The 20,129-nt window shown below is 60.5% G+C and carries 16 protein-coding genes; 7 read left to right on the top strand and 9 right to left on the bottom strand.

The genetic code is table 11. The features are described from left to right. Positions 1-185 precede the first annotated feature (185 nt). Together tsf and rpsB are read right to left on the bottom strand one after the other, a co-directional pair. On the bottom strand, positions 186-1,070 hold the full coding sequence (gene tsf, locus ACLD02_RS13815) for a translation elongation factor Ts (RefSeq protein WP_203100228.1): 885 nt from the start codon (positions 1,068-1,070) through the stop codon (positions 186-188). Between the two features lie 66 nt (positions 1,071-1,136). Then, positions 1,137-1,901, bottom strand: a complete 765-nt coding sequence (gene rpsB, locus ACLD02_RS13810; protein WP_203100230.1) for a 30S ribosomal protein S2 — start codon at positions 1,899-1,901, stop codon at positions 1,137-1,139. Between the two features lie 296 nt (positions 1,902-2,197). On the opposite strand from rpsB, the gene map reads away from it, so the two are divergent. The 6 genes from map to dapE all read left to right on the top strand — a co-directional run bounded on the left by map (position 2,198) and on the right by dapE (position 9,677). Beyond that, positions 2,198-2,974 carry a type I methionyl aminopeptidase gene (gene map / locus ACLD02_RS13805; protein WP_203100232.1) on the top strand — a complete coding sequence of 259 codons (777 nt, stop codon included), beginning with the start codon at positions 2,198-2,200 and terminating at the stop codon, positions 2,972-2,974. 18 nt (positions 2,975-2,992) lie between these two features. Beyond that, the gene (locus tag ACLD02_RS13800; protein ID WP_410298964.1) at positions 2,993-5,701 is read left to right on the top strand and encodes a [protein-PII] uridylyltransferase; all 2,709 of its coding nucleotides are present in this window, start codon (positions 2,993-2,995) and stop codon (positions 5,699-5,701) included. An 18-nt stretch (positions 5,702-5,719) separates the two neighbouring features. Further along, positions 5,720-6,901: a succinyldiaminopimelate transaminase gene (gene dapC, locus ACLD02_RS13795; RefSeq protein ID WP_203100236.1), complete on the top strand. Its 1,182-nt coding sequence runs from the start codon at positions 5,720-5,722 to the stop codon at positions 6,899-6,901. An 82-nt stretch (positions 6,902-6,983) separates the two neighbouring features. After that, positions 6,984-7,325: an ArsC family reductase gene (locus ACLD02_RS13790; RefSeq protein WP_410298963.1), complete on the top strand. Its 342-nt coding sequence runs from the start codon at positions 6,984-6,986 to the stop codon at positions 7,323-7,325. Positions 7,326-7,428: 103 nt separating this feature from the next. Next, positions 7,429-8,463 carry a 2,3,4,5-tetrahydropyridine-2,6-dicarboxylate N-succinyltransferase gene (dapD, locus tag ACLD02_RS13785; protein WP_410298962.1) on the top strand — a complete coding sequence of 345 codons (1,035 nt, stop codon included), beginning with the start codon at positions 7,429-7,431 and terminating at the stop codon, positions 8,461-8,463. Positions 8,464-8,549: 86 nt separating this feature from the next. Beyond that, positions 8,550-9,677 carry a succinyl-diaminopimelate desuccinylase gene (gene dapE / locus ACLD02_RS13780; protein ID WP_410298961.1) on the top strand — a complete coding sequence of 376 codons (1,128 nt, stop codon included), beginning with the start codon at positions 8,550-8,552 and terminating at the stop codon, positions 9,675-9,677. 56 nt (positions 9,678-9,733) lie between these two features. Here dapE and ACLD02_RS13775 read toward each other — a convergent pair whose 3' ends face one another. Further along, complete coding sequence (locus ACLD02_RS13775; protein ID WP_410298960.1) at positions 9,734-9,949, bottom strand: hypothetical protein; 216 nt, start codon at positions 9,947-9,949, stop codon at positions 9,734-9,736. A 178-nt stretch (positions 9,950-10,127) separates the two neighbouring features. On the opposite strand from ACLD02_RS13775, the gene ACLD02_RS13770 reads away from it, so the two are divergent. Continuing rightward, positions 10,128-11,714 carry an aldehyde dehydrogenase family protein gene (locus tag ACLD02_RS13770; RefSeq protein WP_410298959.1) on the top strand — a complete coding sequence of 529 codons (1,587 nt, stop codon included), beginning with the start codon at positions 10,128-10,130 and terminating at the stop codon, positions 11,712-11,714. 11 nt (positions 11,715-11,725) lie between these two features. On the opposite strand, the gene ACLD02_RS13765 is transcribed toward ACLD02_RS13770, so the two are convergent. The 6 genes from ACLD02_RS13765 to ACLD02_RS13740 all read right to left on the bottom strand — a co-directional run bounded on the left by ACLD02_RS13765 (position 11,726) and on the right by ACLD02_RS13740 (position 20,096). Then, positions 11,726-11,872: a hypothetical protein gene (locus ACLD02_RS13765; protein WP_410298958.1), complete on the bottom strand. Its 147-nt coding sequence runs from the start codon at positions 11,870-11,872 to the stop codon at positions 11,726-11,728. 109 nt (positions 11,873-11,981) lie between these two features. Continuing rightward, positions 11,982-13,066, bottom strand: a protein-coding gene (locus tag ACLD02_RS13760; RefSeq protein WP_410298957.1) for an IS3 family transposase whose coding sequence is annotated in 2 segments (ribosomal slippage) — positions 11,982-12,817 and positions 12,817-13,066 — 1,086 coding nt in all. Because the reading frame shifts where the segments join, the coding sequence is not laid out codon by codon here. Between the two features lie 178 nt (positions 13,067-13,244). Beyond that, a complete protein-coding gene (locus ACLD02_RS13755; RefSeq protein WP_410298956.1) occupies positions 13,245-13,877 on the bottom strand; it encodes a HEAT repeat domain-containing protein in 633 nt (210 codons plus the stop codon). A gap of 5 nt (positions 13,878-13,882) precedes the next feature. Continuing rightward, positions 13,883-17,845, bottom strand: a complete 3,963-nt coding sequence (locus ACLD02_RS13750) for an RHS repeat-associated core domain-containing protein (protein ID WP_410299093.1) — start codon at positions 17,843-17,845, stop codon at positions 13,883-13,885. A 440-nt stretch (positions 17,846-18,285) separates the two neighbouring features. After that, complete coding sequence (locus ACLD02_RS13745) at positions 18,286-19,230, bottom strand: DMT family transporter (protein WP_410298955.1); 945 nt, start codon at positions 19,228-19,230, stop codon at positions 18,286-18,288. After that, positions 19,227-20,096, bottom strand: coding sequence for a Dyp-type peroxidase (locus ACLD02_RS13740; protein ID WP_203100252.1), 870 nt, complete (start codon positions 20,094-20,096; stop codon positions 19,227-19,229). Before ACLD02_RS13740 ends, ACLD02_RS13745 begins: the two co-directional genes overlap by 4 nt. Between the last annotated feature and the right edge of the window lie 33 nt (positions 20,097-20,129).

Below are 20,129 nucleotides of genomic sequence, written 5' to 3'. Positions count from 1 at the left end.
CGGCTCGCTGCCGGCGGTTAATGAAACCATTTGGAGGCGATCAAGCCAAGGCACCCGGCCGATTTGGCCCGTTCCCCGCCCGATAACGCCCCGGGCCGCGCGTCCGCCCGAAAAAAACGCCTTGCTGGGCTCGGCCAACAAGGCGTTCTTGCGCGGCAGCGCGACAAAGCCAAGCCCCAGCGGGCTTACTGCTTCGCCTGTGCCATCACTTCCGCGGCGAAGTCCACTTCTTCCTTCTCGATGCCCTCGCCGACCACCAGGCGCTCGAACGCCACCACTTCGGCACCGGCGTCCTGCACCAGTTTGCCCACGGTGGTGTTGGGGTCCTTCACGAACGGCTGATCGTTCAGGCTCACTTCCTTGAGGAACTTGTTGATGCGGCCGCCGAGCATCTTCTCGACGATTTCCGCCGGCTTGCCTTCCATGTCCGGCTGGGCACGGATGATTTCACGCTCTTTGTCGAGCACGTCCTCGGGCACCTGGTCGGACTTGACCACCATCGGCGCCACGGCCGCCACGTGCATGGACACATCCTTGGCCAGCTCGGCGTCGCCGCCACCGGACAGGGCCACCAGCACGCCGATCTTGCCGCCGTGCACGTAGGAACCGACCAGGCCGTCGGTGGCGTTCAGACGCACCGCGCGGCGCACCTGGATGTTCTCACCGATTTTCTGAACCAGCGCCTGACGGGCTTCTTCCACGGTGGCGCCCTCTTCGAGCTTGAGCTCGCCGATCTTGGCGGCGTCCACTTCGTCGGCGGCCAGAGCGGCACCGGCAACTTTTTCGCAGAAGCCCAGGAAGTTGTCATCACGGGCCACGAAGTCGGTTTCGGAGTTGATCTCCACCATCACCGCGCGGGTGTTATCGTCGCTGGAAGCCACCACCACGGCGCCTTCGGCGGCGGTGCGGCCGGCTTTCTTGGCGGCTTTCGCCTGGCCGGACTTACGCAGGTCGTCAATGGCTTTCTCGATGTCGCCATCCGCTTCCACCAGCGCTTTTTTGCACTCCATCATGCCGAGCCCGGTGCGCTCGCGCAGCTCTTTCACCATTGCAGCAGTTACAGCAGCCATGCTTAACCTCTTGAAACTTTGTATTCGGGAATGCGTTCGGGGCGGGCCCGGCCCGCCCCGGCGTGATCAGCCTTCGGCTTGCTCGCTGGCGGCTTCGCCTTCGGCGGCCTCCACTTCGACGAACTCGCTCTCGCCGCCGCCCTGGGTCTGGGCGTACTCACGGCCTTCCAGAATGGTGTCGGCGACCGCCTTCACGTACAGCTGGATGGCACGGATGGCGTCGTCGTTGCCCGGGATCACGTAATCGATGTCGTCCGGATTGGAGTTGGTGTCCACCACGGCCACCACCGGAATACCCAGCTTGCGGGCTTCCTGAACGGCGATGTCCTCATGGTCCACGTCCACCACGAACAGAGCATCGGGCAGGCCGCCCATGTCCTTGATGCCGCCGATGGAGCGTTCCAGCTTCTCCATCTCGCGCTGACGCATCAGGTGCTCTTTCTTGGTCAGCTTGCCGAGGGTGCCATCCTGCTCCTGGGCTTCCAGGTCACGCAGGCGCTTGATGGACTGACGAATGGTCTTCCAGTTGGTGAGCATGCCGCCCAGCCAGCGGTGATCCACGTAGGGCATGCCGCAGCGCTTGGCTTCCTCGCGGATCGCCTTCTGCGCGGCGCGCTTGGTGCCAACGAACAGGATCTTGTTGTTGCTGGCCGCCAGCTTGTTCAGGAACGACAGGGCGTCGGTGAACAGCGGCAGGGTGCTTTCCAGATTGATGATGTGGATCTTGTTCCGGGCACCGAAGATGTAGGGTTTCATCTTCGGGTTCCAGTAACGGGTTTGGTGGCCGAAGTGCACGCCGGCCTTCAGCATATCGCGCATGTTTACGCTCATGGTTTTCTCTCCTGGGTTAGGCCTCCACGCTCCCGCATGACCCAACCCTTCTTCCTGGGAAGAACGGGCACCCGGAGCCATGTGACGGAGCGTGTGTGTGATTTCCCTTCGCCGACGCCCAGCGGGTACAATGGCGCACCGCTTCACGGGGCCTGCCCACCGGGGAGCGACGAAGGCGCGCGCTTTATACCACAGCCGCCTGTCACGGGCAACGAGAAAGCGGTATACAGCGCCCGGCCACCACCCGCTTTCTGGCCACCCAAGCCACTGAAAACGCTGGAGTTTCCCTGATCAACATGAATGTCACGATTAAAACCCCGGAAGACATCGCCAAGATGCGCGTAGCCGGCCGCCTGGCGGCGGAAGTGCTGGAAATGATCGGCGAGCACGTGCGCCCCGGGGTCACCACCGAGGAACTGGACCGGCTCTGCCACGACTACATCGTCAACGAGCAGGACGCGATTCCCGCCTGCCTGGGCTACCGGGGCTTCCCCAAGTCCGTGTGCACCTCCGTGAACCATGTGATCTGCCACGGTATCCCCAGCGACAAGAAGGCGCTCAAGAAGGGCGACATCATCAATATCGACGTCACCGTCATCAAGGACGGCTGGCACGGCGATACCAGCAAGATGTTCTACGTGGGCGAACCGTCGGTGCTGGCCCGCCGTCTGGTGGAAACCACCCGGGAATGCATGCTCACCGGCATCAGGATGGTGAAACCCGGCGTGCGCCTGGGCGACATCGGCCACGCCATCCAGAAGCACGCCGAGGCGGAACGCTTCTCGGTGGTGCGCGAATACTGCGGCCACGGCATCGGCCAGGTGTTCCATGAGGAACCCCAGGTGCTCCATTACGGCAAACCCGGCACCGGCCTGGAACTCCAGGAAGGCATGGTGTTCACCATCGAGCCGATGATCAACGCCGGCAAGGCCGCCAACAAGGTGCTGCCCGACGGCTGGACCGTGGTCACCAAGGACCGCAAGCTGTCCGCCCAGTGGGAGCACACCCTGGTGGTCACCGCCGACGGCTACGAGGTACTCACCGCCCGCCAGGAAGAAACCGACCTTTATTAAGGACGCGACGCCGCCACTATGGATTTGACGCCCCAGGATTTGACGCCCCCGCTCAGCCCCGAAAAGCTGCTTGCCGCCCTGCGCGACAGCGACCAGCCCGGCCAACGGGCCCGCGATTTTCTCGAAGAGGGCCAGGCACGGCTGGACGCCGCCTTCGACAAGGCCCCCATCGAGGCCCTGGTGCACGGGCGCGCCGATCTGGTGGACCGGGTGCTGGTGGCGGCCTGGTCCCTGTTCGGCCTGGACGATTTCCAGGACGTGGCCCTGGTGGCGGTGGGCGGCTATGGCCGTGGCGAGCTGCACCCCCATTCCGATGTGGACCTGATGGTGCTGTTCCGCGCCACGCCGACCCAGGACGCCTGCTCCGCCCTGGAGGGTTTCGTCGCCTTCCTGTGGGACATCGGCCTGGAGATCGGCCACAGCGTGCGCACCCTGGATGAGTGCGAAACCCTGGCCGGCCAGGACATCACCGTGGCCACCAACATCATGGAAGCGCGCACCCTGGCCGGCGATGACCGGGTCCGCGAGGATCTGGCGGTGCGCACCGGGCCGGACCGCATGTGGCCCACCGACCGGTTCTTCGCCGCCAAATGGGAAGAACAGACCGCCCGCCACCGCAAGTTCAACGACACCGAATACAACCTGGAACCGGACATCAAGAACGCCCCGGGCGGCCTGCGCGACGTGCAGATGATTGCCTGGGTAGCCAAGCGCCACTTCGGCGGCGACAGTCTGGAGGCCCTGGTGGACGCCGGTTTCATCACCCGCGTTGAGTTCGACGCCGTGACCCGCTGCCTGGACTACCTGTGGCGGGTGCGCTGGCAGCTCCATTCGCTCACCGGCCGCAACGAAAACCGGCTGCTGTTCGACCATCAGCGGCAACTGGCGGAGCGCCTCGGCCACCGCGATTCCAACGCCAATCTGGCGGTGGAACTGTTCATGAAGGAGTTCTACCGGGCGGCGCTGGCCCTGTCGGTGCTCAATGACATGCTGCTGCAGCTGTTCGACGAGGCGATCCTGCGCGCCGGCGAGCCGGAACAGGTGCGCCCGCTCAACCGCCGCTTCCAGGTACGCAACAACTACCTGGAGATGAGCGCCCCGGACACCTTCCGCAAGCATCCGTCCGCGCTGCTGGAAGCCTTCGTGCTGATGGCCCAGAACCCGGATCTGAAGGGCATCCGCGCCGCCACCGTGCGCGAGCTGATTCACTGCCGACGGCTGATTGACGACGACTTCCGCAACGACCCGGCCAACACCGGCCTGTTCATGCAGCTGCTGCGCAGCCCCCATGCGCTGTTCACCCAACTGCGGCGGATGAAGCGCTACGGCATCCTCGGCAAGTACCTGCCCGAGTTCGGTCGCATCATCGGCATGATGCAGTACGACCTGTTCCATATTTACACCGTGGACGCGCACACCCTGCTGGTGCTCAAGAACATGCGCCGGCTGCGCTACGAGAACATGCGCGATGAGTTTCCGGTGGCCTGCGAGGTGTACTACCGCTTGCCCAAGCCGGAGCTGCTGTACGTAGCCGGCCTGTATCACGACATCGCCAAGGGCCGCGGCGGCGACCACTCGGAACTGGGCGCCGACGACGCCATCGCTTTCTGTCAGCGCCACGGTCTGACCAGTTGGGACGCCAAGCTGTGCGCCTGGCTGGTGCGCAATCACCTGACCATGAGCGTGACCGCCCAGCGCAAGGACATCTCCGACCCGGACGTGGTGCACGAATTCGCTCGCACCGTGGGCGACCTGGTGCACCTGGACTACCTTTACGTGCTCACCGTGGCGGACATCAACGCCACCAATCCGGCATTGTGGAATTCCTGGCGCGCCTCCCTGATGCGCCAGCTTTATATGGAAACCAAGCGCGCCCTGCGCCGCGGGCTCAACAACCCTCAGGACAAGCAGGACTGGATCGACGAGACCCGGGACGAGGCGCTCAAGCTACTCGCCGAACGGGACCACGACATCAAGGCCATCGAGGCCCTGTGGGCCAACATCGGCGACGAGTACTTCCTGCGCGAAACGCCCTGGGACATCGCCTGGCACACTGAAGCGCTACTGGAACGCACCAACGATCGGGACCCGCTGGTGCTGATCCGTGAATCGGAAACCAGCCCGGGTAACCTGGAAGGCGGCTCGCAAATATTCATCTACACGCCGGACACCCGCAATCTGTTCGCCGCCACCGTGAACGCCATCGACAGCCTCGGCCTGACCATCATGGACGCGCGTATTATCACCAGCGCCGACGGTTTCAGCCTGGACACCTACATCGTGCTCGACGAGAACGGCACGCCGATCGGCGACGACTGGCCGCGCATTGAACACATCCGCAAGACGCTCACCGAGACCCTCAAGGAGCCGGAGCACTTCGGCAACACGGTGAGCCGGCGCATGCCCCGGCGCAACAAGCACTTCGACGTCCCCACCCAGGTCACCATCAGCAACGACATCGTCAATGACCGCACCGTGGTGGACGTGCAGACCCTGGACCGCCCCGGCCTGCTGGCGCACATTGGGCGCATCTTCGTGCAATTCGAGCTGCTGGTGCAGAACGCGCGCATCGCCACCCTGGGCGAGAAAGCCGAGGACGTGTTCTTCATTACCGATCTGGACGGCCAACCGGTGTCCGACCCGGAGCTGTGCGAGCGTCTGCGCGATACCCTGATCCGCGAACTGGACGACCGCAGCAAGAACGACACTCTGTCCGTCACCCTCTAGGCCCTGATAAGGAACACCATGAATCCCGATCTGGAACGGCTGCACCCGTATCCGTTTGAAAAGCTGGGAGCCCTGTTCGCCGGCCTGACCCCGGCGGACAAAGCACCCATCGCCCTGTCCATCGGCGAGCCTCAGCACCCGGCGCCGGCGTTCGTGCAACAGGCGCTGCGCGACAATACCGCCCTGCTCGCCAAATACCCGGCCACCGCCGGCCTGCCGGAATTGCGCCAGGCCATTGCCGGCTGGCTGACCCGGCGCTTCAAGCTGGAGAGCGTGGACGCCGACCATCAGGTATTGCCGGTGAACGGCACCCGGGAAGCCCTGTTCGCCTTCGCCCAGGCCCTGCTCGACCGCCGCCGCGACCCGCTGGTATTGATGCCCAACCCCTTCTACCAGATCTACGAAGGGGCCGCCCTGCTCGGCGGCGGCGAACCGGTGTATCTGCCCTGCACCCAGGCCAGCGGCCTGCAACCGGACTTCGACGCCGTGGAAGAGGACGTCTGGCGGCGCACCCAGTTGCTGTTCATCTGCACGCCGGGCAATCCCACCGGCGCGGTGCTCACCAAGGCGCAGCTCAAGGCACTGATCCAGCTCGCCGATAAGTACGACTTCGTGATCGCGTCCGACGAGTGCTATTCGGAAATCTACCGGGACCAGGCGCCCCCGGGGCTGCTGCAGGCCTGCGCCGAACTGGGCCGCCACGACTACCGCCGCTGCGTGGTGTTCCACTCGCTGTCCAAGCGCTCCAACCTGCCCGGGCTGCGCTCCGGCTTCGTCGCCGGTGACGCCGAAATCCTGGCGGGCTTCCTGCGCTATCGCACCTACCACGGCTGCGCCATGCCCGTGCACCACCAACTGGCCAGCATCGCCGCTTGGAACGACGAAGCCCACGTGCGGGAGAACCGCGACTTCTACAACGCCAAGTTCGACGCGGTGCTGGACATTCTCGGCGAGCCTCTTAAGGTATCCGCCCCGGACGCGGGCTTCTATCTGTGGCCAAAGACGCCGGTGGACGACGAGACCTTCGCCCGCCGTCTCAAGGCCGAGGAAAACGTCACCGTGCTGCCCGGCCGTTATCTGTCACGCACCGTGGACGGTCGCAACCCCGGCAAGAACCGGGTACGCATGGCCCTGGTGGCGGAACTCGACCAGTGCATCGAGGGCGCGCGACGCATCCGCGCCCTGATTGAAAGGTTGTAACGGCATCGCGGCCGAAGCCGCTCCTGCAGTCGCTTTGTAGGAGCGGCTTCAGCCACGATCCCAGCATGAAGGAAGCACCACGATGACCACGATCTACGGCATCAAGAACTGCGATACCATGAAGAAGGCCATGAAGTGGCTGGATGAACAAGGCGTGGATTATCATTTCCACGACTATCGCAAGGAAGGCGTGCCCGAGGACCATCTGCGCCGGTGGATGGCGGAACTGGGCTGGGACACGGTGATCAACCGTCGCGGCACCACCTGGCGCAAGCTCGACCCCGAGGTGCGCGACAACATGGACACCGACAGCGCCGTGGCGCAAGCACTGGCCAACCCGTCCCTGATCAAGCGACCGATCCTGCGTACCGATAAACACCTGCGCGCCGGCTTCAACGCCGACGAGTGGAAGACACTGATTTAAAACGCCGGACGCTGGACGCCAGACGCCGGACGCATACCACGAACAAGGGTTTTTGGCGTCCGGCGTCCAGCGTCAGGCGTCCAGCGCCCAAACAGGAGGCAACATGAGCACGATTTTCGCGATGGCCCTGGGCTGTGGCACCAAGAACCGCGACGAGCAATGGCTGGAAGTTTTCTATCCGGACCCCTACCTGAAACCGGACCCGAAACTGGTGGAGGTGGTCCGCGAGGAAGTGGGCTACGAAGGCGGCAACGCGGCCCTCGAACTGACCCACCGGCAGATCCAGCATCTCGCCCGGGAATGGCGGGAAGCCGGCTTCGAGCACGAAGCGAGCTACGCGGTGGCGTTCCAGGAAAGCGAGCGTCCGGTGGTGCTCACCATCCTGGAAACCGACGCCGAACCCGCCTCCACCCCGGAGGCCTACCTGAAGCTGCACCTGCTCTCCCACCGCCTGGTCAAACCCCATGGCGTGGTGCTCAGCGGCATCTTCCCGCTGCTGCCCAACGTGGCCTGGACCAACGAAGGCGCCATCGACCTGAACGAGCTGCCCGAGCGGCAACTGCTTGCACGCCTCAACGGCAAGCTGCTGGAAGTGAACAGCGTCGACAAGTTCCCCAAGATGACCGACTACGTGGTACCCGCCGGCGTACGCATCGCCGACACCGCCCGCGTCCGCCTGGGCGCCTACGTGGGTGAAGGCACCACCGTCATGCACGAAGGGTTCATCAACTTCAACGCTGGCACCGAAGGCCCGGGCATGATCGAAGGCCGCATCTCCTCCGGTGTGTTTGTCGGCAAGGGCTCCGACCTGGGCGGCAGTTCCTCCACCATGGGCACCCTGTCCGGCGGCGGCAACATCGTCATCTCCCTGGGCGAAAACTGCCTGCTCGGCGCCAACGCCGGCACCGGCATTCCCCTGGGCGACCGCTGCACCATCGAAGCCGGCCTGTACATCACCTCCGGCACCAAGGTGGAAGTGCTCGACGAGGACGGCAAGGTGGCCGACACCGTCAAGGCCCGCGACCTGGCCGGCCAGTCCGATCTGCTGTTCCGTCGTAACTCCGTGAGCGGCGCGGTGCAATGCCAGACCAACAAGAGCGCCATCGCCCTCAACGAAGAGCTGCATAAACACAACTGATGCCCGCACGCCGGCACGCGGCACGCACCACGCTTTCCGGCGTGCCAGCGTGCAGCGTGCAGCGTGCCGGCGAAGCCGGAGCCTTCATGAGCCGTACACTGGACTACGCCAAGGAACTCATCCGCCGCCCCTCGGTAACCCCCGAGGACAAAGGCTGTCAGGACTGGATGGTGGAAAAACTGGAGGCCCTGGGTTTCCGGTGCGAAACCCTGTGGTTCGAGGAAGTGCGTAATCTCTGGGCCCGGCGCGGCGACGCCGGCCCGCTGTTCGTGTTCGCCGGCCACACCGACGTGGTGCCCACCGGCGACACCAACGCCTGGCGCTTCGACCCGTTCCAACCCACCGAGCACGACGGCCAGCTCTACGGCCGTGGCGCCGCCGACATGAAAGGCTCCATCGCCGCCATGCTGGTGGCGGTGGAAGAATTCGTGGCCGCCCACCCGGACCACGCCGGCAGCATCGGCTTTCTGATCACCGCCGACGAGGAAGGCCCCTCGGTGAACGGCACCGTCAAGGTGGTGGACACCCTGCAGGCGCGTAATGAAGCCATCGACTACTGCCTGGTGGGCGAACCCTCCTCCACCGACACCGTGGGCGACGTGATCAAGAACGGCCGGCGCGGGTCCCTGGGCGCCGTGCTCACCGTGAAAGGCGTACAGGGCCACGTGGCCTACCCGCACCTGGCCCGCAACCCGGTTCACGACGCCGCTCCCGCCCTGGCGGAACTGGCCGCCACCGAATGGGACCAGGGCAACGACTTCTTTCCGGCCACCAGCTTCCAGATCTCCAACCTTAACGCCGGCACCGGCGCCACCAACGTGATCCCCGGCACCTGCGAAGTGGTGTTCAACTTCCGGTTCTCCACGGAGCTCACCGAGGACGAACTGCGCCGGCGCACCGAGGCGGTCCTGGACAGGCACGGCCTGGATTACGAGATCGACTGGAAGCTCTCCGGCCAGCCCTTCCTCACCGACCGGGGCGCGCTGGTGGACGCCACCGTGGCGGCGATCCGCGACGGCCTGGGCCGCGACACCGAACTGTCCACCGCCGGTGGCACCAGCGACGGCCGCTTTATCGCCCCCACCGGCGCCCAGGTGGTGGAACTCGGCCCGGTCAACGCCACCATCCACAAAGTGGACGAGCACACCGACATCGCCGAACTGGACGCCCTCACCGGCGTTTACCGCCGCGTCCTCGAGAACCTGCTCACCTGACGGCGATCGCGACTGAAGCGGAGTGCCGCCCAGTCGCGATACCCTCTACCGGAACGTCATCCTTTATCCCGCCCCGCCGTCTCCCGCGTCCCCAGCACAAACAGATAAATCACCCCCACGATGGGGATGAACGCCGCCACGAACCCGGCGGCGGTGGGCAGCAACGACTTCATCCCCTTGTGCCGCGCGATCAAAAAACTCAACAGCGTACACACCAGGATCCAGGTCCCGGCCAGGGGCGCCCACTGGGCATAGTTGTACTCTTCAAGCATGGCTTCGCCGTCCTCTTCCTTCGATGCCGGCGAGTATCGCAAGCCCACGCACCCCGCGCCAGCCGCCCCCGGCGCCTTTGACGCCGGCGACGCCGCTCGCCGCCGGTTCGCCATTCCCCCGCGCCCGGCGTTATGCTCTGCTGGCGTCTTTGCCGCCTTCCGCCGAAGGGAGTGTCCCATGACCGCCGAGCAGCAGACCGTCACCGACTACAACCCGGCCACCGGCGCCGCCGTGGCCGAGCTCAACCACACCGACCTGGCCACCCTGCCCGAGCGCATCGCCAAGGCCCGCGCCGCCCAACACCGCTGGGCCGCCAAAAGCTTCAAGGAACGGGCCCGGCACCTGCGCCTGATGCGTGACTACATCGTCGAACGCGCCGAGGACCTGGCCACCATCGTCAGCGACAGCAACGGCAAAACCCGGGTCGACGCCCTGGCCACGGAAGTACTCCCCTGTGCCCTCGCCTGTAGCTGGTACGGCAAAAACGCCGGCAAGGTACTGGCTCCCCAAAGGCGCGGCGGCCATCTGCTGTTCGCCAACAAAAGCACCACCGTGGAACACCTGCCCCTGGGCGTGGTGGGCATCATCAGCCCCTGGAACTACCCGCTCTCCATCCCCTTCGGCGAAATCACCATGGCGCTGATGGCCGGCAACGCCGTGCTGCTCAAGGTGGCCGCCGCCACCCCCGCCGTGGGCCGCGCCATCGAACGCATCCTCGACGCCGGCGAGCTGCCCGAGGGCCTGTTCCAGCACATCGTCGGCTCCGGCTCGCAAGTGGCCACCGCCTTCTTCGAGAACGGCATCGACAAGCTGTTCTTCACCGGCAGCGTGCCCGCCGGCAAGACCCTCATGGCCCAGGCCGCGCAAACCCTCACGCCCGTGTCTCTGGAACTGGGCGGCAACGATCCCATGATCGTACTCGCCGACGCCGACCTGGAACGAGCCACCAACGGCGCCGCCTGGGCCGGCTACCAGAACGCAGGCCAAAGCTGCGGCGGCGTGGAACGCATCTACGTGGAAGACAGTGTCCACGACGAGTTCGTCGCCCTGCTCGCCAAGAAAACCCGCGCCCTGCGCCACGGCCCCGGCCGACGCGACGACATCAGCGTGGACATCGGCAGCCTCACCACCGAAGGCCAGCTGCGCACCGTGCAACAACACCTGGAAGACGCCCTCGCCAAAGGCGCGCGCATCGAAGCCCAATCGCAACCAGTCGGCGACGTGGAACACGGCTACTTCTTCCCCGCCACCCTGCTCACCGGCGTCAACGACACCATGCTCACCGTGTGCGAGGAAACCTTCGGCCCGATCATCGCCGTGGAAAGAGTCACCGACGCCGAACAGGCCCTGACCCGCGCCAACCGCTCCAACCTGGCGCTCACCTCCTCGATCTGGACCCGCGACACCCGCAAAGGCCGCGCGCTCGCCGCGCGCCTGCAAACCGGCGTCACCACCCTCAACGACCACCTCTACACCCACGGCCTCTCCGAAGCCCCCTGGGGCGGCTGGAAAGAATCCGGCATCGGCCGCACCCACGGCCCGGAAGGCCTGCTCGAAATGACCAACGCCAAGGTCATCAACTGGGACCGGCTACCCGCCAAACGCAACCTCTGGTGGTACCCCTTCGACCAGGCCACCTACCGGGGCCTGCTCAACGCCCTCCACTTCGCCTTCCCCCGCGGCCCCCTCAAATGGCTCGGCGCCAGCCTCAAGCTGACGCCCTTCCTGGTCCGCAAGATGTTCAGCAAATGGAAGGTGGATTAGGGCCTGTCACTTCAAGGGCTCGCCCAATCCTCGACGACCAGCCCGTCTACCCGGTCGAACTCCCGACGGTTATTGGTGACCAGGCGGGCCTCGGTGGCGAGGGTATGGCCGGCGATCAGCAGATCATTGCCGCCAATCACCTCGCCCCGCGCCGACAAACGTGCAGTTGGTATCCAGCATGTACACCGTCATTCCGAGCGGCCTTCCAGGTCATCGTCCGTGAAGATTGTAATCCCCCCATTTGTAATCGCCGATTTGAGTAGAGGGTTAACCGGTTTGTAACAGCCGGGTCGGCGGCACGCCGCCGATAGCCGAGTTCGGTCGCTCGTGATTGTAATGCCAGAGCCACTGGGCCGCTAATAGCTGGGCGTGAGCAACGCTGGTGAACTCATGCAGATCCAGCCATTCATGCCGTGCGGTTCGGTTGAACCGCTCAATGTAGGCGTTCTGGGTCGGTCTGCCGAGCTGGATGTAGATCAGTGTAATCCGCTTCCTGTTGGCCCACTCCACCAGCGCCTGCGAAATATATTCCGGGCCGTTATCACAGCGCAGGGCGGCGGGCTTTCCTCGCCATTCGATGATCTGGTCAAGCGCACGTATCACTCGTTGTGCAGGCAGTGACAGGTCAACTTCAATGCCAAGCCCTTCGCGATTGTAGTCGTCGATCACATTGAACGTTCTCAGTGACTTGCCGCTGACCAGCTGGTCGCCCATGAAGTCCATAGACCAGACCTGATTCGGTGCCGTCGGCACCGCCAAATCGCCCGGATAATCCCGCTTGATCCGCCGCCGTGGCTTGATCCGCAGGTTGAGCTCCAGCTCCCGGTAGATCCGATACACCCGCTTGTGATTCCAGGCATAGCCCTTCACGTTACGTAAATACAGGAAACATAACCCAAACCCCCAGCGCTTGTGGGTCTGCGTGAGCTTGAGCAACCAGTGCGCAATCAGGGCGTTCTCACCGTTGAGCTTTGCCTGGTAGCGGTAGCAGGTTTCACGAATGCCGTACACCACACAGGCCAGCCGGATACTGAGCCCGTGCTTGGCCACGCCCTTCAGGGCCATCTCCCGGCGCTGAGACGGCCTTACAGCTTTCCCTCCAGGGCTTCCTCGCGCAGCTCCGCTTTGAGCCGCTCTTCCGCATACATCTTCTTCAGGCGGGCGTTCTCAGCCTCCAACTCCTTCAACCGCTTCATCAGCGACGCGTCCATGCCGCCAAACTTCGACCGCCATTGATAGATCAGCGCCGTACTCACGTTGTGTTCGCGGGACAGTTCCGCCACCGGAACCCCGGCTTCGTGCTGCTTCAGAATCGCCAGGATCTGGCTGTCGGAAAATCGAGACTTCTTCATGTATCGCTCCTCAATGCGATCAGTGTAAAAGTCTCTACTCAAAACCTCGATTACTTTTCGGGGGGATTACAAGAACGTCTTCCGCGTCATTTCTACCGATGAAATAGAAGTGACATTCATATTTAGTGAAACTCACGTTTGGTGTCGAGTAATTGAAGACGATCAGCAGCTTTTCTTATTATTCATTTCCATTCATTTCAGTCAACGCATCAGATATAGAAGAAGAACCAGCTTTAGTTTGTTCTTTCAAGAGTGCTTCTTTAAGTTTGGTAATTACATAGCCCTTGTGATCATCATCTATAAAATTGCTAAGTAAATTTGCTGTTGCACAGCGCACACGGTAATCAGAGTCTGACAAGCAGGACAAAACATCATCCAAATACTTTGAATCTCCTAATGTATAAAGCGCCATAGCAGAAGATAGCCGCTCCAATCCCGATAAAGATGGGTGCTTTCCAGCAAGAAAAGAGACTGTATCGGGTCTTCCAATCTGACCTAAAGCTGTTATAGCTGCCGATCTAACAAGCTGTGATTCATCATGTATGCAATTGTATAAGAGCTCAACTGAACACTTATCTTCCCAGTCCCCTATCAGCTCCGCACAAGTAGTACGAACCAATTCATCAACGTCAGATAAGCCTTGCCGAACCCTACACAGCATTTCATTGGTAACAGTATATTTTTCCAATGCTTCGATTGATCTGAATCGCACTTCTTCGTCGCTGTCGTAAGATAGCTCAAGAAGACGGCTTAGTGTTTGGGGAGTAGGATGCCGTATAAGCCCCTCAATTTCAGTCAGCTTCTCATTCATCGCCATCACCAACTATCACAGTCATTACCGCATTTATCTGGATAAAGCTCACAGCACTGATCGGGGTGCTGGATACAAAAGCAATCTGCTGTGGTTAGACAAGGAATACCAAATAGCCCTCCACCAAACTTCCCACCTTTTCCTTTACCCTTATTCCTTTTGGTTTTGTTTCGTTGCTTTCGAGCTTTTTCTTCCTTCTGTGCTTTACGTCGATCCTCTTTGCTAACATTAGGGTCACGTGCTTGTTTAGACACATCAGCATCAGACATACCATCGAATTCAGAACTACGTTGATTTTGGTTGCCACCCTTTGCAAGACCGTAGGGATCGATCCAGTACAATGGGTTTTGCCCCACGTAGCCATAAACGTGATTTAACACTTCACCCGCTGAGCCAGTTTCCTCCAACGTGCCCATGCTGATTGCAACTTGAAGCTGTGGGTCACTGTAGTCGCGTAGGATGCCTATTGGGTCAGACTGAAGATACCTTCCAAGACTGGGGTCATAGTCCCGAAACCAATTCTGGTGCAGGCCTATCTCCTGATCAAAATACTGCCCCGGGAACCGAAGCGGATTGCTCTCCGTATTGACTTGTACGTCGACTTCCCCGAAAGGTGATCGGATGCCATCCCAAACAACGTCTTGATTACCATCAGTCAGCTTCAGCGGGCTACCCAGCTGATCATTGTGGAAGTAGTAAACCTCTCCTTGCCGCACCAAAGCCATCGGTTCGCCCGCCAGATACACATACTCGCGAATCACCTGGCCAGAGGCATCGTATTCGCCGATCAACTGGCCGCCTTGGCCATAAACAAAGTGTGTCTCAGCGCCGGCGTGGTTCTTGTATGACCGTTGTCCCAGGGCGTTGTACTCATATTCCGCGATCAGCGACTGGTTGCGTTCCGTGGTCTGGCGCCGGTTGCGCGCTCCATAGGTGAAGGTGTCGCCAGCCAGGGCAAGCATGTTGCCGATGGCATCATAGGGTACGGTCTGGCCGTCAATGTCGGTAAGGCGGTTGCTGTCGGGTGCGTAGCCATAGGTCGTTTGCTGGCTATCCTTGGTCAACCGGGTGCGGTTACCCACCGCATCGTACTCGTAGGCTCGCACGCCATAAGCCCCGCTGGCGCCGGTGAGGCGATCAAGGGCGTCGTAGTCGAATGTCTGGGTCCGTGCCGGGATGACCCCGTCCTGGATTTCCGTGATGTTACCCACGAGATCATAGGCCCAGTCGAGATCCTGTATGGGCATGGCGCTTCGGCTCGTCAGGCGGCCCGCCAGATCGTACTGCCGGACTTCGGTCAGGCCGTTGCCGTAGGTAAGGCCGGTTATGCCTCCGAAGGGCTGATACTGAATTTGACTGGCGAGCTGCGAGCCTTCGCCATCAATGGTGGCCTCCACCGAGGTCACTCTACCCATGGTATCCCGAGTCAGATCAATGCGCAGTCCACTGGGGTAAACCAGAGCAGTGAGGTTATCCGCCAGATCGTATTCGTATTTGGTGGTGAAGCTGGGCCCCGCAGTGCTGGTATGGATGCGTGTGAGTACATTGCCCCTCGGGTCATACGTCATCGTGGTCGACCCACTAGCGTCGCTGAAGCCCGTTAGTTGCCCTTTACCATAGACGCCCTGATCGTAGACATAAGTTACATCTTCTTCGGTACCGGGGTAATCGATGGCTGTGAGCCGGTTGAGTGCGTCATAACTGTAGGAGGCGGTCACGCCTCGGGCATCGGTCCTGGTCGCGCGGTTACCCGCAGCGTCATAAGTATAGGTGGTCGCGCCAGCGTCCGGGCTGTGTTCGGCGATAACGTCACCGAAGGCGTTGTATTCATAGGTGGTGGACACTCCACGGGGGTCGATGACCTTGGTCAAGTTATCTAGCGCGTCGTATTCGTACGAGGCAACCCCATTAATAGCATTAGTGGTTTCCACCAATCGATCAAGGCTATCATATTTATAGTTCGTTACCCGCCCCAAAGCATCCGTAGAAACTACACGGTCACCTGCGCTGTTATAGCCGTACTCCTTGCGCGCACCCACACCATTAATTTCAACTATCACTCTGCCCAAAAGATCGTACTCTTTCATATGTTTTTTTATAATAATCCCTTCGGGGTCGAGAACTTGCTTGGATTTATGGTTGCCGGCATCATCCAACAGATATCGTATCTGCTGTCCGCCACTATTCATTACTGCGGTCAAATACCCCGCTTCATTGTAATGAAAATTCAGTCTAGAACCAGAAGGAGCATAAACCTCTCTAACTTGACCAGCACCATTATATAAAAATTTTTCAATGGAATTCTCAATGGAACGCTCCGTAACTCTGCCATACTCATCATATGACAAATTAACTTCAACCCCATTAACACCTACTATTCTTTTCGGATCACCCCTTCCATTATAAGAGCCCACTTCTCTTACTTGGGAAAGCCCATTAGAAACACTCAGAAGCCTCCCCATTTCGTCGTATTCATAACTATAAACATCATTAACATCCACTCTGGGCCCATCTCTCTCCTTTAGCAGACCAAACGCCGAATAAGAGAACGTATCTACCCTTTCTTCCCCTGTTTTTTCATCCACAATTTTTCTTCGAACGAGGTTGCCATCAGCGTCATAAGATAACTCTATATAGCGACCAGACTGAACCATTTTTACAGGAAGAGAATACTCATCATGCCAATCATATGTTTTATGTCTAACATCAACCCCACCCTTTGATTCAACCTCGTCTACCACCAAACCTCGAGAATTATATTCATACACCCTAATCGTGCCATCAAAATCAGAAACAGAATCAACAAAACCATTTTCATCATAAGAAAACATCTTTTCCAGAACAATCCCACCACCAACATGGAGATTTATTTTTTTTGGCTTCCACCGACCACCAACATTCTGGAATTCGTAGTCATATCTAGCGCCCAGCGGATCCGTCACAGAAGCGGCTCCGCCTTCCCCATATTCAATATGATAACCGCCCCCCTCACCCAGATAATTCCTCACAACCCGCCCAAACTCATCATATTCCCACGAAACCCGCCAACCATCCTCCTCGTTAATAATGCCAGTCAATAAATAGAGGTCGGCAGGATCATCATATCTATAAATATAAGAAGAACCATCAATATTCTTAACGGACTCAAGCTTTCCATAATTATCGTAATTATAAAAACTCTCCACGCCAGAAGGATACCTTATTTTATTAATCCGCCCACCATCATAAAAAAAATAAATCTTTCTACCATATGAGTCCACGACCGATACTATAAGGCCATCATCCCCATATTCCATAGATTTTGAATAACCATCACGGTAATCAATTCTTAACAAGCGCCCTTCGGCGTCATAAAATTCTTTCTCATCCCTCTCTGTCAAATAAAGAAAGCCATCCTCCTTTATAAAAAGCCTCCCCCTACCCCCACCATATGACAGACAGATGCCTTCCGAGCAATAGAATTTAAAATAATCTCCATTATCCCTTTTAACATCGACAATACGCCCCGCGTCAGAAATACCGGATAGAGCATCACTATCAGTATGCAAAATAACAGCAGCACTCCCATCTGATAACATACAGCGCCCATCCACATATGAGGCCGTCACGCCACCGAATTCAGCATTATCATTCGCTACCTGGGGCCAACCTTGGACACATGCATCCGAGGCGGTATCAAATGCGGTTGAATGAAAGACTGCCCCCTCACCCCCATTAAAAAACGTTCTAACCTCAACCCTCTTCGAGTATTCAATTGTCCATCGCCTATCTCCCCAAAAATCACCATGACTATTATAAAATCTCTTTATTCCCAACCGCCCATCAGCTGTCTTATAGTCCAACTCTTCTCTAAACATCAGTCCTGTCGCAGGGTCAACTGGGTCAGCCACCTGGCAGCCGGACCGACAATTTGGCTCAGGCCTAACCCTTTCAGGCGGAGCCGAAACATAATAACCAGATCGACACATAGGAGTCCCATGTTCATTATAATACTCCAAGGTCGTTCCCTCAGGACATCCGGCGTACCTGAACTCCATGCAATTATCATTGCCTGACACAACTCCAAATCCGGGACCCGCCTTCTTCAACGTAACGGGAAGGTCCCTATACCAGCGACTAGAAACATCACCGTAATCATAACTCCTTCCCTTGCAATTCTGATAATAATACAGGCTTGCACCCGAAACTAAGCCGTCAGCAAGAGTCTCCCCCTGAAGGAAGAAGAAACAGAAAATAAAAACGATTCCGCGAATAGAAAAATAACTACGCATCCCCACCCCAACCCTTTTTATATTGCCTCCATGTATTCATGAGAATCTCATGAATCCCCACCAATTACTCAACGAACTTTCCATATTTTGAACTGGTTACTATTTACCCTGACTAGCGTTCCCTCGGAGGCATATTTCTACCGATCCCAAACCAGAATCAGCAAGCCGCTGCCGGTGATCAGGCCGATGCCGAGCCAGGTCGAGGGGTCGGGGAAGTCGCCGAAGATGAGCCAGCCGATGAGGACGGCGGAGACCATTTCCATGTAGCTCACTGGGGCGAGGATGGGGGCGGCGGCGTATTCGAAGGCGCGGATGATGAGGAAGTGGGCGAAGGCGCCGATGGCGCCCATGAGCACCATCAGGGCCCAGCCGTCGGGGTCCGGGGCGCGCCAGGTGGCGGGGACGATCAGGCTGAGCACGGCGAGGCCGAAGACAGCGGTGTAGAGCAGGGTTACCGAGGGGCGGCCGCTGCCGGCGAGGCGGCGGGTGGTGAGTTGGTAGAAGGCGTAGCTGAGGCCGGCGCCGAGGGCCAGCAGGCTGGCCCAGTGGAAGGCGCCGACGCCGGGGCGGATTACCACCAGGGTGCCGGCGAAGCCGATCGCCACGGCGATCCAGCGGCGCGGGCCGGCGCGTTCGCCAAGGATCAGCGGCGCCAGGGCGGTGCTGGCGAGGGGGCCGATGAATACCAGGGCCAGGGCGTTGGCCATGGGCAGGTACGCCAGGGCGCCGAAGTAGCCCAGGGTGGTGAGCAGCAGGCAGGCGCTGCGCAGGGTCTGCATGCCCAGGTGGCGGGGGATCAGGTCACGGGGGCGCAGGCGCCAGAGCAGCAGCGCGCCGAGCAGCAGGAAGTGGAACAGGTAGCGGGCCCAGGTGACCTGGACCACGTGGTACTGCTCGCTGAGGGACTTGGCCAGGCCGTCCATGAGCGGCAGGGTCATGACGCCGGCGGCCATCAGGGCAATGCCCAGCCAGGGTCTGGGCGGTCGGCTGCCGAGCGCCGTGGCGGGCGGGCCCGGCGGCGCCGGCGGCGGAGTGGTCGGCGCCCGTGGCGGGTAATTCGGCGCCCGTGGCGGATAACTCAAAGCGCCGCCAGCCACTCCTGGGTGGGGGCGTACCACCAGGAGCTGGTCACCGGGTGGGTGAAGTCCAGCATGCGGTCGCGGACGCCGTCCTCGGTGAGGCCGTACATGCGCCGCAGCAGGTAATCGAAGCGGTCCAGTTCGCAGCTGAAGGCGAGGAAATACAGGCCGTGCTCGGTGGTGGAGCCGTAGGGCACGGAGCGGCGCCAGATTTTCTGCGGCACGCCGTCGCGGTCCACGTCGGTGCGTCCCACGTGGGCGTTGTCCGGCATGCGTTCATCGTCGAATTCCACGGCGTCGGCCTTGGTGCGGCCGAACACGTTTTCCTGCTCGGCCACCGGCATTTTGTGGAAGTCCTCCAGACCGCCGTGCACCCATTTCTGGCTGAGCACCCAGCTGCCGCCGGCGGCGGGATGGGGATCAGGGATAATGGCGGCCTGGCGGGCGGCCTCCCCTTCCGGGTTGCCGATGCCATCGACGAAGCCGCTCAGGTCGCGCAGGTCGTGGTAGACGAAGGCGTCCACTTCCAGTTGCAGGGCCAGCTCATCGCGCAGTTGCCGGTGCACCGCCAGGCCGGTGTCGAACAGGTCGCCGCGGTTGTCGGCCTGCACCCAGACGAACAGGTCACCCTGGGTGGCGGGTACCTGGCCTTCCAGGTAGAAAGCGGGAAAATCAAACTTCGAGGACAGACGCGACCACAGCCCGGGGCCGAAGGCCACCAGTACCGGCGTGCGCTCACCGGCCAGGGCCAGGGCCTGGCGCAGGGCCCGGCGGATGCGGTCTTTGTCGTGGCCGCCACCGAGGGCGTATTCGAGAAACAAATGCTGGGTGTAGCTGCGGTCGAAAATCCCCGCCTGATGCTCTGACACCTGGCTTCCCCCTTGTCTTGTATTGAATCATTG

Source organism: Alloalcanivorax sp. C16-2 (assembly GCF_046507615.1).
GTDB lineage: Bacteria > Pseudomonadota > Gammaproteobacteria > Pseudomonadales > Alcanivoracaceae > Alloalcanivorax > Alloalcanivorax marinus_A.
The sequence above is the reverse complement of the archived record's forward strand: the minus strand, read 5'-3'. Positions and strand labels throughout refer to the sequence as shown.